Origin of the sequence: Microbacterium sp. B24 (assembly GCF_000333415.1) — a bacterium.
In the GTDB taxonomy this organism is placed as follows: domain Bacteria; phylum Actinomycetota; class Actinomycetes; order Actinomycetales; family Microbacteriaceae; genus Microbacterium.
Genome location: NZ_BADB01000310.1, coordinates 1 through 13,026 on the forward strand (window position 1 = coordinate 1; position 13,026 = coordinate 13,026).

Consider the following 13,026-nt stretch of genomic DNA (forward strand, 5'->3'; position numbering starts at 1 on the left):
GTCACGCGCACTGGCAGCCCGCGCCCTCGCGCCGTTACCTCGATCCGCCCACGGCTCGCCAGCTGCGCGCCGAGGGCATCACGATGGTGCGGGTCGCCCCCAGCCTCTGGAGTCGCATCACCGGCCGCGCGGCCGGTCTCGCCGGCCGCGACATCTCCGTCGCCCGCTACCTCGCGACCACCACGCACCGCGGCGGCGACGCCACCAGCCGGGCGTGACCGACCGGCCGCGCTCGGTGCGCGTGCTCGTCGTGGAAGGGCAACCCCTCCTTCGCGATCTCCTCGCGCGTCTCATCGATCAGCAACCGGGCATGCGTGCCGTCGCGCTGTGCGACTCGGCCCGCGCGGCGATCGAGGCGACCGAACGCGCGATCGATGTGGCCCTCATCGGCCCGCACGTTCCCGACGGCGGCGGGGTGCCGCTCGGCGAAGCTCTGCGTGCCCGATCGAGCCGCCTCGGCATCGTCGTGCTGGCGGCGCCAGAGACGCGGGATCTTCTGCGCCGCGTGCCGGCGGAAGACGCGGCCGGCTGGGCCGTGCTCTCCAAGAACCTCTCGCTCACGTCCCCGGCTCTCGTGTACGCCCTCACGTCGGTCGCCGCCGGACGCCGCGTGCTCGATCCCGCCATCCGGGCGGAGAGCGTCGAATGGCGCGAGAGCCCGCTGTGCCGCCTCAGCGCCCGCCAGCGCGAGGTGCTCTCCCTCGTCGCCGAGGGTCTCAGCAACACGGCGATCGCCCGGCGACTGGCCCTTTCGCCCCGCTCGGTCGAAGCGCATCTGCGGGCGGCGTACGCCGTGCTCGGCGTGGGGTCCGACCCCGCACGCAATGCCAGAGTCGATGCCGTGCGCGCCTATCTCGCGCACGGGGGAGCCGAGCGCGAGACCGCGATGGGTGAGATTCCTCTCATCTAGCCCCACGAGCCGCCTCGGGTGGTCGATGATGGGCGTGCCCCATCCCCATGCGGTGACGAACCCCAGATGTCACCAATGGAAGGCGGTCGCCCTGCCCCTGCCGGGGGGCTGGCGCAGGGCGACCGCATCCCTCCGCGGCGTGCCAGTGCTCAGGTCGTCGGAGGTTCGGTGCGCGCCCGGGCGAGCGTCTCCGCGAAGACGGCGAGCACGATGCCGAGGCAGGCCCCCGCCGTGTTGGCGACGATGTCGAGCACGCTCGGCGTGCGCGCGGCCAGCGCGATGGCCTGGCCGGTCTCGATCGTGACGGTCGTCAGGAACGCAATCGGCATCACCAGCCACCGATCGCGCGCGAGAATCAGCGTCAGAAGGAAACCCAGCGGCACGAACAGCAGGATGTTCGCGCCGAACTCGATCCGTGCGTAGGTCAGCAGCGGAAAGACCCGCGTCACCGCTCGCAGCAGTGGCCCGGCCCCGGAGTCGACGGGAACCGGCCAGAACGCGATCAGCGCGAGCGCGATCACGTACGCTGACAACCATGCCCGGGCACTTCGCCCCCACCGCGTCAGTCGCGTCTGCCAGGTCGGCGTGAGACGCCCACCGAGTGGGGGAGAACCAGCCTCTTTCGTCATCGGGCTTCCCTTCTACCGGGTCGCCCCGTCGCGACGAGAATACGGGCGGATTATAAGGAATTCCCTCTCCCCTCTATGTAGACGAATGGTTACACTGACTACTACTTGGGGGTAGGAATGGTGGGGTTGAGCTGATGGCCCGGCGGGAGCCGCGCGCGATCAACGTGGTGTCAGCGTACTGGGACACCGCCGGAAGTGGCCGCTTCTTCACGCGCTGGAGCGCGGTCGTGTCGCTGCCCGTTTCGGCGCTTCTGCTCGTCGCCATCGTCGAGGGCACCCGTGACGGCTATGTGCAAGGCATTGCCGCGGCTGTGCTCAGCTGGGTCGTCCTCGCCCTTGCCGTTCTCGCCGTGGCCGCCGCCGAACGCCGAATGCGCGATCACCGCTCTCGTGCGCTCCTCGTCACCGTCACGCTGCTGCTCGTCGCGACCGCGCGTCCGATCCTCAACGAGACGTTCATCCACCTCCTCTACAACGGCCGCTCCGGCGGCGTGTGGGCGGCGCGCATCGGCACCAACGTCATCGTGGCTTTCGGTCTGTTCACCCTCGTCGCGATCATCACCACTCAGTACCAGCAGACCCGTGCGACCGCCGACCGTCTTGCCCACGCTCTGGGCCGCTTGGATGCCGCAACCGAGCAGGTCGTCACCGACGACCGTGACGCACGTCTGGTCATCCGCGGCCTCGTCGCGGAGCTTCGGGCCGAGCGCGACGCCATGCTGGCGCGCGTGATCGACTTCGACGCCGTGCGCGACTTCTCCGAACGCGTGCGCGCCGCGAGCCACCGCCTGGAGGAGATGGCCGCCGCCAGTGCGCCGGTTCCCGCGCTGTGGGTGCCGCGGTCGCGCGCCGCCCGGCACCGTCACGGGCTCGAGCGGCTCCAGCCGACGCCGCTGCTGTGGGTCGGGGCGCTCTACCTGCTCATGGCTGCGCCGTATCTGCTGACGGTGGGAGACGTCTCCGATGTCGTCATCGCCGGCGTCGCCGTCTTCCTGCTCGATCTGGCTGCCGGCGCCGTGCTGCGCGCGGCGCCGATCCACACCCGACGTGGCCGAGGCGTGATCTTCCTCCTCGTGTGGACGTTGGCGGGAATGACGTCCGCCGTCGTGGGACGTCTCCTGCTCCCGGCGACCGGGGCGCTGATGATCATCCCGGCGTTCGCCATGCCGCTCGCGGCCATCGTGCTCTCCCTCGCGATCGACACGTATCGCTGGGCGCGCACCGACGAGGCCGATGCCACCCGAGAGCTCGCCCGTGCGGCGGGTGACTTCGCCGACCGCGTGCGGCGAGCGCAGGCTCCGTTGCTGCACGCGGCATCCACCCTCCATGGGCGCGTGCAGGGGCGCTGCGTGATCTTCGCCGCTCGCGTCGACGAGAATCCGCCGACGGCCGACGACATCGCGCAGTTCCGTGTCGAGACCGACCGGGCGCTCGACGAGGTGCTCGTGCCCGTGCCGACGTCGGAGATCGAGACGGTGGGCGCCTTGCGGCGGATGCTGGCGGGGTGGGAGCCGATCATGGTGCTGGAGACCCGCATCGACGACGCCGCGGCGTCGGCCGTGGACGGTGCCGAGGCTGCCCCCATCGTCTCGGAAGTCGTCAACGAGGCCCTCGTCAACGCGGTCAAGCACTCCGGTGCGCGCGCGGCGCGGATCGACATCTCCACGGATGCCGGGGGAGACCTCCACGTGCGCGTCGCATCGGCCGGTGAGCTGCCTCGCGCGGTCATGCCCGTGCGGCCCTTCGCGGGACGAACGCTTCTCTATCAGGACGGGCGCGACGTCGTGCTCGAGTCGACCCTGCCGGCGACCCTGATCGCGGCCCCCGCCTGAGTCCGCACGTCATCTGGCCGTCGCCCGGCCGACACAGAGCGATCCTCTGCGGGCGCTATGCTCGCCCTACGCGCGCGTCCTCGGACGCCTCGGAGCAGACCCCCCTTCACGCCCCGCAGGAGATCGCATGTCCATTCGTTACAAGGCCGTCATCCCCGCAGCGGGTCTCGGCACGAGGTTCCTTCCCGCCACCAAGGCGATGCCCAAAGAGATGCTGCCCGTCGTCGACAAGCCGGCCATTCAGTACGTCGTCGAAGAGGCGGTGGCCGCCGGCATCCGCGACGTGCTCATCATCGTCGGCCGCAACAAGAACAACATCGCCAACCATTTCGACTCGGTCCCCGAGCTCGAGACGGCGCTGACGACGAAGGGCGACACCGCCAAGCTCGGCAAGGTCGCCCACTCGTCGCAGCTCGCCGACATCCACATCACCCGCCAGGGCGAACCGCGGGGGCTCGGGCACGCCGTGTCGCGAGCGGCCTCGTACGTCGGCGACTCCTCGTTCGTCGTCATGCTCGGCGACGACCTCATCGATGAGCGCGACCCGCTCCTTCCGACCATGCTCGCGGTCCACGAGCGCACCGGCGGTGCCGTCGTCGCGCTCATGGAGGTCGATCCCGAACAGGTCCATCTCTACGGCGTCGCCACCGTCGGAGCTCGCGGCGACGACGGATCGGTCCGCATCCTCGACCTCGTCGAGAAGCCCACCCGCGAGGATGCCCCCTCCCACCTCGCTGTCATCGGCCGCTACGTCCTGGGTCCGGAGGTGTTCGGAGTGCTCGCGCACACCGAGCCCGGCAAGGGCGGCGAGATCCAGCTCACCGATGCCCTCCGTGAACTCGCGGCCGATCCGGATGGGCCCGGCGTGTACGGCGTCGTCTTCAGCGGACGCCGCTACGACACCGGCGACCGGGTCGACTACATCAAGGCGATCCTGCAGCTCGCCTGCGACCGCGACGACCTCGGGCCCGAGCTGCGTCCGTGGATCAAACAGTTCGCCGCCGGCCTCGACGAGACGGCCGTTTCTCCGGCTCCGCCTGCGGTGGAGACGGCCTGATCCCGGTAGTCTGGTACCGACAACACAGGAACGGTGAGCTTCGCCTGCAGAGCCTGTCCCCCCAACCCCCGGTAGTGTCCCCACACGACCGGTTGGCGGTCGCCGACCCCCCGCGTGCGGCCGCCGCGACCGAGGAGCCGGAGTATCCCTTCGGCTCCTCGGTCGCCCTTTTTCACGGCACGTATCGAGCCGCCGTGCCCGCGTCGTCTCGACGGGTTTGGCGGTGATGACCGCGTAGCGTAGACTTTCCCTTTGGTGCTCGTGCTGCCTGCGGCCGACGCCACGAACGTGAGCCCTCCACTGGCGTGTTCACCTCCGCGGATCTCGTACCCGCGCAGCGAACCACCCCGGAGCGGGATTCACGAACCTCTCCGTTCGAATCAAGAAAGCAGCACTACTGTGACGCGCACCTACACCCCCAAGGCCGGTGAAGTGACCCGCGAGTGGGTCGTCATCGACGCGACCGACGTCGTTCTCGGACGCCTCGCCTCGCACGCCGCCGCCATCCTCCGCGGCAAGCACAAGCCCACCTTCGCGAACCACATGGACACCGGTGACTTCGTCATCGTCGTCAACGCCGAGAAGGTCGCCCTCACGGGTCAGAAGCTCCAGAAGAAGATGGCCTACCGCCACTCGGGCTACCCGGGCGGGCTCACGGCCACCTCGTACGCCGAGCTCCTCGAGAAGAACCCGGTCCGCGCCGTCGAGAAGGCGATCCGCGGCATGCTCCCCAAGAACAGCCTGGGTCGCCAGCAGCTGTCGAAGCTGAAGGTCTACGTGGGCGCCGAGCACCCGCACGCGGCCCAGCAGCCCACCCCGTACACCTTCGGCCAGGTCGCTCAGTAAGCGCGCCGAGAGACATAAGGACAACTCATGGCGAAGATCGCTGACTCCATCGAAGAGAACACCCTCGACAACGCGGAGAGCTACACCACCGAGAGCGCTCCGGTCGAGGCCGCTGCCGCGCCCCGCCCGGTGCTGTCGGTTCCCGGTGCCGCCGTCGGCCGCCGCAAGCAGGCCATCGCGCGCGTCCGCCTCATCCCCGGCTCCGGCACCATCACGGTGAACGGCCGCACGCTCGAGGACTACTTCCCCAACAAGCTGCACCAGCAGCTCATCAACGACCCGTTCACGGTGCTCGACCTCGCGGGTGGCTACGACGTCATCGCGCGCATCTCCGGCGGCGGCCCCTCGGGTCAGGCCGGTGCGCTGCGCCTGGGCATCGCCCGCGCGCTGAACGAGATCGACGCCGAGAACAACCGCCCGACCCTCAAGAAGGCCGGCTTCCTCTCGCGCGACGCCCGCGTCAAGGAGCGCAAGAAGGCCGGTCTCAAGAAGGCCCGCAAGGCTCCGCAGTACTCGAAGCGCTAAAGCTTCATGGCGCTGTTCGGGACGGACGGTGTGCGGGGCCTGGCCAACGGCCCCCTCACCGCCGACCTCGCGCTCACCCTGGCCCAGGCGACTGCCGTCGTCCTGGGCCAGGGCCGTATCGCCGAGGCGCGAAAGGCCGCGGGCAAGCGGCTCACCGCCGTGATCGCGCGCGATCCTCGCGTGTCCGGTCAGTTCCTGTCGGCGGCCGTCGAAGCGGGGCTCGCCTCGTCGGGCGTCGACGTCCTCGACGCGGGAACGCTGCCCACGCCGGCGGCTGCCTACCTCATCGGTGACATCGACGCCGACTTCGGCGTCATGATCTCGGCATCCCACAATCCTGCCCCCGACAACGGCATCAAGATCTTCGCCCGCGGCGGCGTCAAGCTCCCCGACGAGGTCGAGCGACGCATCGAAGAGGCGATGGCGGGGGAGAAGCTGCGTCCCACCGGTGGCGACGTCGGCCGCGTGGTGCGCTTCTCGGATGCCGAAGACCGCTACGCGATCCACCTGCTCGCGTCCCTGCCGCACCGCCTGGATGGGCTGCACGTCGTGCTGGACTGCGCGCACGGCGCGGCATCCGGTGTCTCTCCCGAGACGTTCCGCAACGCCGGGGCGAAGGTGACGGTCATCGGCGCCGATCCCGACGGCGTCAACATCAACGACGGCTACGGATCGACGCACCTCGAGAAGCTGTCGGCCGAGGTCGTGCGCACCGGCGCCGACGTCGGCATCGCGCACGACGGCGACGCCGACCGGTGCCTGGCGGTCGACGCCGACGGGCGCGTGATCGACGGCGACCAGATCATGGCGATCCTCGCCGTCGCGATGAAGCGCGACGGGCGGCTCAAGAACGACACGCTGGTGGCGACCGTCATGAGCAACCTCGGCCTGCACCGCGCGATGGCCGCCCAGGGCATCACCGTCGAGCAGACCGCGGTCGGTGACCGGTACGTGCTCGAGCGGATGAACGAGGGCGGCTTCTCCCTCGGCGGCGAGCAGAGCGGCCACGTCATCATGAGCCGCTACGCCACGACCGGCGACGGTGTGCTCACCGGGCTGCACCTGTGCGCCGAGATGGCGCGGACGGGGCGTTCGCTGGCCGATCTGGCGTCGGTCATGACCGTCTTCCCCCAGGTGCTGATCAACGTGCGCGGGGTCGAGCGTTCCCGCGCGACCGACGCCGACGTCCTCGCCGGCGTGCAGGTCGCCGAAGCGGCCCTTGGCGACAGCGGGCGCGTGCTGCTGCGCCCCTCGGGAACCGAGCCGATGGTGCGCGTCATGGTCGAGGCCGCCTCGCAGGGCGATGCGCAGCGCATCGCCGAAGAGCTCGCCGACATCGTCCGCGGCTGAGGCGGCGATCGTCGCAGATTACGCGCCGGTAAAACGTTGCCGGCGCTCTGGCGCTGCGCTCGCGCGGCGCCCTAGCCTGAGCCTGCACTCACTACCCATCCCCGAGCCCTGACCCGACAGGATCGGGGCTCTGCGGGCATGACGACTGGGGTGCGCGGCCCCTCCGTCAGCGTTCCCCCCGACGCACCCCCCCGACGGAGGGGCTGCTCCCCTCGACCGGCCGCCGGCGACGCTCAGGCCGGTTCCTGCCAGCTCAGCGACTCGATGTACCGCAGCAGCACGCCTTCGCGCAGCGCCCAGGGGCTCACCTCGAGTTCGTCGACGTCGAGCGCCGTCATGGCCGTGTGCAGCACCACGGCGGCCGCGACGATCTGGAAGGTGCGGTCGGCGGTGATGCCGGGCAGCTCCTGACGGGCGGATGCCGGGATACGTGCCAGCCGCGGAATCCACGAGCCCAGCGCTCCGCGGGGAAGCAGCATCCGCTCGCTGCCGCTCCACCCCGGAACGGGGTAGCCGGCGAGCTTGGCCAGCGACCGGATGGCCTTCGAGGAGCCGACGACGTGGTTCGGTCGCGGCTGACCGGACATGCGCGCGGCGACGGGCGCGAGCACACCCCGCGCGTGCTCGCGCAGCACCTCCACGGCGTCTTCGCCGGGCGGGTCGTGGGGAAGGAACTCCACCGTCGTCCTTCCCGCGCCGAGAGGGACCGATGCGGCCACGTCGGGCAGCTCGTCCGCGCCGGCGGCGATCTCCAGCGATCCGCCGCCGATGTCGAAGAGCAGGATCTGCCCCGCCGACCAGCCGAACCAGCGGCGCACCGCGAGAAACGTGAACCGCGCCTCCGACTCGCCGCCCAGCACCTGCAGTTCCTGGCCGAGGGTCGTCTCGATCCGCGCGATCACGTCGGCCCCGTTCGTGGCCTCGCGCACCGCGCTGGTCGCGGTCGCCAGCAGCTCGACGACGTTCTCCGCCTGGGCGACGGCGCGGGCCTGCGCGACGGCATCCACGAGCGCCTCCACACCCGCCTCGCTGATCGCGCCGTCGGGCTCGAGATAGCGCATGAGACGCAGCACCGTGCGCTGGCTCGTCGTGGCCTGCGGACGCCCGCCGGGATGAACATCGGCGACGAGCAGGTGGACGGTGTTCGAGCCGATATCGAGGACTCCGAGACGCATGGGTTCAGCGTATCCACAGATAGAGTGGGCCCGATGTCCACCGAAGACGAGACGACGATCGACTCGCTGTACCGCGAGATCGGGCGCGCAGACTGGGCACGCCTGGCTGCCGGCATCCCCGCTCCGCTCACCGAGACCGAGGTCGTGCAGCTGCGCGGTATCGGCGATCGGCTGGATCTCACCGAGGTGCGCGAGGTCTATCTGCCGCTGAGCCGGCTGCTGAGCACCTACGCCGAGAACACCCAGCGCCTCGGCGCCGAGACCGCCGCCTTCCTCGGCGAAGCCGACTCGACCACGCCGTTCGTGGTCGCCGTCGCCGGGTCGGTCGCGGTCGGAAAGTCCACCATCGCACGGCTGCTGCGCGAGCTGATGAGCCGGTGGCCGGGAACGCCCCGGGTGGAACTGGTCACCACCGACGGCTTCCTCTACTCGAACGCGGAGCTCGAGCGCCGCGGCCTCATGGAGCGCAAGGGCTTTCCGGAGTCGTACGACCGCCGCGCACTGGTCAGCTTTCTCACCGAGGTCAAATCCGGCGCCGCGGAGGTGCGCGCCCCGTTCTACTCGCACGTCCGCTACGACATCGTCCCCGATGCGCATGTCACGGTCCGTCGCCCCGACGTCGTCATCGTCGAGGGCCTGAACGTGCTCTCGCCCCCGCCGTCGCCCCACGACGTCGCCGTCAGCGACCTCTTCGACTTCTCGATCTACGTGGATGCCGACGAAGCCGACATCGCCCAGTGGTACGTCGACCGTTTCCTCGCCCTGCGCCGCGGGGCGTTCAGCAACCCGAACTCGTTCTTCAACGTGTTCGCCGACCTCTCCGACGAGGAGGCCGTCACGACGGCCCTCGGCTACTGGAACGAGATCAACCTGCCCAACCTCCGCGAGAACGTGGCGCCCACGCGTCACCGCGCCACCCTCGTGCTGAAGAAGGCGGCGGCGCACGCGGTGGAGTCGGTGCGCCTGCGCAAGCTCTGACGGCGACGTCCGCCGAATTCACGGCGTTTGTCAGGGCTCCGAGCAAAAGCCCACATCTAGCATTGACCCTATGTGTGGAATCGTCGGTTACGTAGGTCCTCGCGACAGCCAGGCCATCCTCCTGTCCGGGCTCGCCCGCCTCGAGTACCGCGGCTACGACTCGGCCGGCATCGCCGTGATCGACGGCGGCGGTGACCTCGACATGCGCAAGCGTGCGGGCAAGCTGCAGGTGCTGCGCGACGATCTCGCCGCCCACCCGATGCCCGACGGCACGACCGGGATCGGTCACACGCGGTGGGCCACCCACGGGGGTCCGACCGACGCCAACGCGCACCCCCACCTCGCCGACGACGACAAGCTCGCCGTCATCCACAACGGCATCATCGAGAACTTCTCGGAGCTGAAGGCCGAGCTGCTCAGCGAGGGGTACACGTTCCGCTCCGAGACCGACACCGAGGTCGCCGCGGTCCTCCTCGGCCGCGAGTATCGGGCCTCCGGCGATCTCGTCGCCGCCTTCCGCACCGTCGTGGCCCGTCTGGAGGGCGCTTTCACCCTCCTGGCGATGCACCGCGACCAGCCCGGGCTGGTCGTGGGCGCCCGCCGCAACTCCCCCCTCGTCATCGGTCTCGGTGAGGGAGAGAACTTCCTCGGCTCCGACGTCGCCGCCTTCGTCGAGCACACCCGCCACGCGCTCGCGATCGGTCAGGATGAGATCGTCGCGATCACACCCGCCGGCGTCGAGGTGACCGACTTCACCGGCGCCCCCGTCGAGGTCGAGCCGTTCGAGGTTGTCTGGGACGCGTCGGCGGCCGAGAAGGGCGGCTGGTCCTCGTTCATGGCCAAGGAGGTCTCCGAGGAGCCCGACGCGGTCGCGAACACCATCCGTGGACGCCTGCACGACGGCACCGTGACCATTCCCGAGCTCGAGGGGCTGGACGAGCTGTTCACCGGCATCCGTCGCATCGTCGTGATCGCGTGCGGCACCGCCGCCTACGCCGGGCAGACCGGCAAGTACGCACTCGAGCAGTGGACCCGCATCCCCGTCGATGTGGAGCTCGCGCACGAGTTCCGCTACCGCGACCCGGTCATCGGCGAGGACACGCTGGTCGTCTCGATCAGTCAGTCGGGTGAGACGATGGACACCCTGATGGCCGTCAAGTACGCCCGCGAGCAGGGCGCCAAGACGCTGTCGATCTGCAACACGCAGGGAGCGACCATCCCCCGCGAGTCGGATGCCGTGATCTACACGCACGCCGGGCCCGAGGTGGCCGTCGCCTCCACGAAGGCCTTCGTCGCCCAGATCACCGCGCTGTACCTGCTGGCCCTGCACGTCGCGCGTCTTCGCGGCACGATCTCCGTGGCCGAGCAAGCGACGCACGTGCGCGAGCTCGAGGCGATCCCCGCCAAGATCCAGCGGGTGCTCGCGGAGGAGCAGACGCACATCGAGCAGTTCTCCCACTGGATGGCCGACACCCAGTCGGTGCTGTTCCTGGGGCGCCACGTGGGCTACCCGATCGCTCTGGAGGGTGCGCTCAAGCTCAAGGAGATCAGCTACATCCACGCGGAGGGATTCGCCGCCGGCGAGCTCAAGCACGGCCCGATCGCCCTGATCGAACCCGGTCAGCCGGTCTTCGTCATCGTGCCCTCTCCGCGCGAATCGGCGGAGCTGCACAAGAAGGTCGTCTCCAACATCCAGGAGATCCGCGCCCGAGGCGCCCGCGTCATCGCCGTCGCCGAAGAGGGCGACGCCGCCGTGCTGCCGTTCGCCGACGAGGTGCTGCGCATCCCGCTGGCCGGCCCCCTGTTCGAGCCGCTCCTGGCCGTCGTGCCGCTGCACATCTTCGCCATGGGCCTCGCCACCGCGAAGGGCCTGGACGTCGATCAGCCGCGCAACCTCGCGAAGTCCGTCACCGTCGAGTAATCGCCGCCGCAGGTAGGCTGGCGGGGGCGCGCGTGCGGAGGGGGTGGATGCCGTGATCATCGGAATCGGCGTCGACCTCGTCGACATCCCGCGCTTCGAGCGGTCGCTGCAGCGCACGCCTCGGCTGCTCGAGCGGCTCTTCGCGCCGACGGAGCGCGCCCTCCGACCGCACTCGCTGGCCGCCCGCTACGCCGCCAAAGAAGCGCTGATCAAGGCTCTCGGCGGGTCGGACGGCGTGCACTGGACCGACATCGAGGTCGCGAGCGAGCCGTCCGGTCGGCCCGTCTTCGCACTCACCGGCGAGACGGCGGCGACCGTCGCCGCGCGCGGCATCGGCGCCCTCCACCTGTCCCTCAGTCATGACGCGGGCCTGGCGACCGCGTACGTCATCGCCGAGTCGCAGGAGAGCGCATGAGCAGACTCCCCGAGGGCGTGCTGCGCGAAGCCGTCATCGACACCTCCGCGATCACCGCGAACGTGCGGCATCTGCGACAGCTCACGGCATCCGAGATCATCGCCGTCGTCAAGGCAGACGGGTACGGGCACGGCGCCGTGCGGGCGGCCCGCGCGGCACTGGAGGGCGGTGCGCGCCGCATCGGCGTCTCCGACATCGACGAGGCGCTGGCCCTGCGCCGTGCCGGCATCGATGCCCCCCTCGTCGCCTGGCTGCACGCACCCGGAGCCCGCTTCGCCGAAGCCGCCGCCCGCGGCATCGAGCTCGGCGTCTCCAGCCTCGACCAGCTGCAGGCCGCCGCCGCGGCGGCGACGGGGGATCGCCCCGTGGGCGTGCACCTGAAGATCGAGACGGGTCTCGGCCGCAACGGGCTCGCCCCCGCCGACTACGCGGTCGCCTTCGCCGAAGCGGCCCGCCTCGAGCGCATCGGGCGCCTGCGGGTCGTGGGCATCTTCAGTCATCTCTCCAACACGTCCTCCGCCGACGACCGCGCCGCGATCGAACGTTTCACGGACGGGCTCGCGCTCGCGGCATCCCACGGTCTCGCTCCGCAGCTGCGGCACATCGCCGCCTCGCACGCGGCCATCGCCCTGCCCGAGTCGCGCTTCGGGTGCGTGCGGCTCGGTATCGCGATCTACGGGCTGTCGCCGTTCGCCGACCGCACGTCCGCCGAACTGGGCCTGCGGCCGGCGATGACCCTGCGTGCTGCGGTCGCGGCGGTGCGCCGCGTGCCCGCCGGCCAGGGCGTCTCGTACGGCTACGCCTACCGCACGACGCAGGCGACCACGCTCGCGCTGATTCCGGCAGGGTATGCCGACGGTGTGCCGCGCGCGGCGTCCGGCGGCGGCGCCGTCCGCATCGGCGGGGAGGTCTTCCCCGTCGCCGGCCGCATCGCGATGGACCAGTTCGTCGTCGACGTCGGCGACCACCCGGTCGCCGTGGGCGAGGAGGCGGTGCTGTTCGGCGACCCGACGCTCGGGGCGCCGCCGGTGGAGGTGTGGGCGGATGCCGCCGGCACGATCAACTACGAGATCGTTACGCGCGTCGGTCCGCGCGTGCCGCGGCGCGAAGGGTCGGCGTGAGCTCACTGATGCGCGCTGCGCCCGCGTCCTGCGGGAATCCGCGACCCGTCCGCGGTGTTGCACGCCAGCGGAGAGAAGACGAAACGGTGATCGCATGAGCGGATTGGATGAGTTCGTCGGGCAGCGCGAGATCGCCTCGCCCGCAGAGATGGAAGAACTGGGTCGGGCTTTCGGCCGCGCGCTGGGCGCCGGTGATCTGGTCGTGCTCACGGGGCCGCTGGGCGCGGGTAAGACGACGTTGACGCGCGGATCGCCGCCAGCTGGGGG

14 protein-coding genes are annotated in these 13,026 nt (G+C 70.5%); 12 read left to right on the forward strand and 2 right to left on the reverse strand.

Features of this window, described 5'->3' with window-relative positions:
• Window positions 1–218, forward strand: a 218-nt coding sequence (locus tag I5I_RS08015; RefSeq protein ID WP_036318293.1) for a hypothetical protein, incomplete at its 5' end; no start/stop codon positions are given.
• Window positions 215–910 (forward strand): response regulator transcription factor, encoded by a 696-nt coding sequence (locus I5I_RS08020; protein WP_036318294.1) that lies wholly within the window; start codon window positions 215–217, stop codon window positions 908–910. The genes I5I_RS08015 and I5I_RS08020, both read left to right, overlap by 4 nt.
• Before the next feature lie 149 nt (window positions 911–1,059).
• On the opposite strand, the gene I5I_RS08025 is transcribed toward I5I_RS08020, so the two are convergent.
• Window positions 1,060–1,431 (reverse strand): VanZ family protein, encoded by a 372-nt coding sequence (locus tag I5I_RS08025; RefSeq protein WP_239640059.1) that lies wholly within the window; start codon window positions 1,429–1,431, stop codon window positions 1,060–1,062.
• Window positions 1,432–1,673: 242 nt separating this feature from the next.
• Here I5I_RS08025 and I5I_RS08030 point away from each other — a divergent pair, with 242 nt between their 5' ends.
• From I5I_RS08030 to glmM, 5 genes are all read left to right on the forward strand, one after another.
• The gene (locus tag I5I_RS08030; protein WP_036318296.1) at window positions 1,674–3,371 is read left to right on the forward strand and encodes an ATP-binding protein; all 1,698 of its coding nucleotides are present in this window, start codon (window positions 1,674–1,676) and stop codon (window positions 3,369–3,371) included.
• Between the two features lie 127 nt (window positions 3,372–3,498).
• On the forward strand, window positions 3,499–4,428 hold the full coding sequence (locus I5I_RS08035; protein ID WP_036318297.1) for a UTP--glucose-1-phosphate uridylyltransferase: 930 nt from the start codon (window positions 3,499–3,501) through the stop codon (window positions 4,426–4,428).
• A gap of 399 nt (window positions 4,429–4,827) precedes the next feature.
• A complete protein-coding gene (gene rplM / locus I5I_RS08040) occupies window positions 4,828–5,274 on the forward strand; it encodes a 50S ribosomal protein L13 (protein WP_005050409.1) in 447 nt (148 codons plus the stop codon).
• A gap of 27 nt (window positions 5,275–5,301) precedes the next feature.
• On the forward strand, window positions 5,302–5,799 hold the full coding sequence (rpsI, locus tag I5I_RS08045; RefSeq protein WP_005050408.1) for a 30S ribosomal protein S9: 498 nt from the start codon (window positions 5,302–5,304) through the stop codon (window positions 5,797–5,799).
• 6 nt (window positions 5,800–5,805) lie between these two features.
• Window positions 5,806–7,149 carry a phosphoglucosamine mutase gene (gene glmM, locus I5I_RS08050; RefSeq protein WP_036318298.1) on the forward strand — a complete coding sequence of 448 codons (1,344 nt, stop codon included), beginning with the start codon at window positions 5,806–5,808 and terminating at the stop codon, window positions 7,147–7,149.
• 233 nt (window positions 7,150–7,382) lie between these two features.
• Here glmM and I5I_RS08055 read toward each other — a convergent pair whose 3' ends face one another.
• The gene (locus I5I_RS08055) at window positions 7,383–8,324 is read right to left on the reverse strand and encodes a Ppx/GppA phosphatase family protein (RefSeq protein WP_036318299.1); all 942 of its coding nucleotides are present in this window, start codon (window positions 8,322–8,324) and stop codon (window positions 7,383–7,385) included.
• 33 nt (window positions 8,325–8,357) lie between these two features.
• Here I5I_RS08055 and coaA point away from each other — a divergent pair, with 33 nt between their 5' ends.
• From coaA to I5I_RS16385, 5 genes are all read left to right on the forward strand, one after another.
• The gene (gene coaA / locus I5I_RS08060) at window positions 8,358–9,302 is read left to right on the forward strand and encodes a type I pantothenate kinase (RefSeq protein WP_036318300.1); all 945 of its coding nucleotides are present in this window, start codon (window positions 8,358–8,360) and stop codon (window positions 9,300–9,302) included.
• A 70-nt stretch (window positions 9,303–9,372) separates the two neighbouring features.
• Window positions 9,373–11,223 (forward strand): glutamine--fructose-6-phosphate transaminase (isomerizing), encoded by a 1,851-nt coding sequence (glmS, locus tag I5I_RS08065; protein ID WP_036318301.1) that lies wholly within the window; start codon window positions 9,373–9,375, stop codon window positions 11,221–11,223.
• A 52-nt stretch (window positions 11,224–11,275) separates the two neighbouring features.
• The gene (locus I5I_RS08070) at window positions 11,276–11,638 is read left to right on the forward strand and encodes a holo-ACP synthase (protein WP_036318303.1); all 363 of its coding nucleotides are present in this window, start codon (window positions 11,276–11,278) and stop codon (window positions 11,636–11,638) included.
• Window positions 11,635–12,759, forward strand: a complete 1,125-nt coding sequence (gene alr / locus I5I_RS08075; RefSeq protein ID WP_036318302.1) for an alanine racemase — start codon at window positions 11,635–11,637, stop codon at window positions 12,757–12,759. Before I5I_RS08070 ends, alr begins: the two co-directional genes overlap by 4 nt.
• Window positions 12,760–12,853: 94 nt before the next feature.
• On the forward strand, window positions 12,854–13,026 hold a 173-nt coding region (locus I5I_RS16385; RefSeq protein WP_148285512.1), incomplete at its 3' end, for a tRNA (adenosine(37)-N6)-threonylcarbamoyltransferase complex ATPase subunit type 1 TsaE.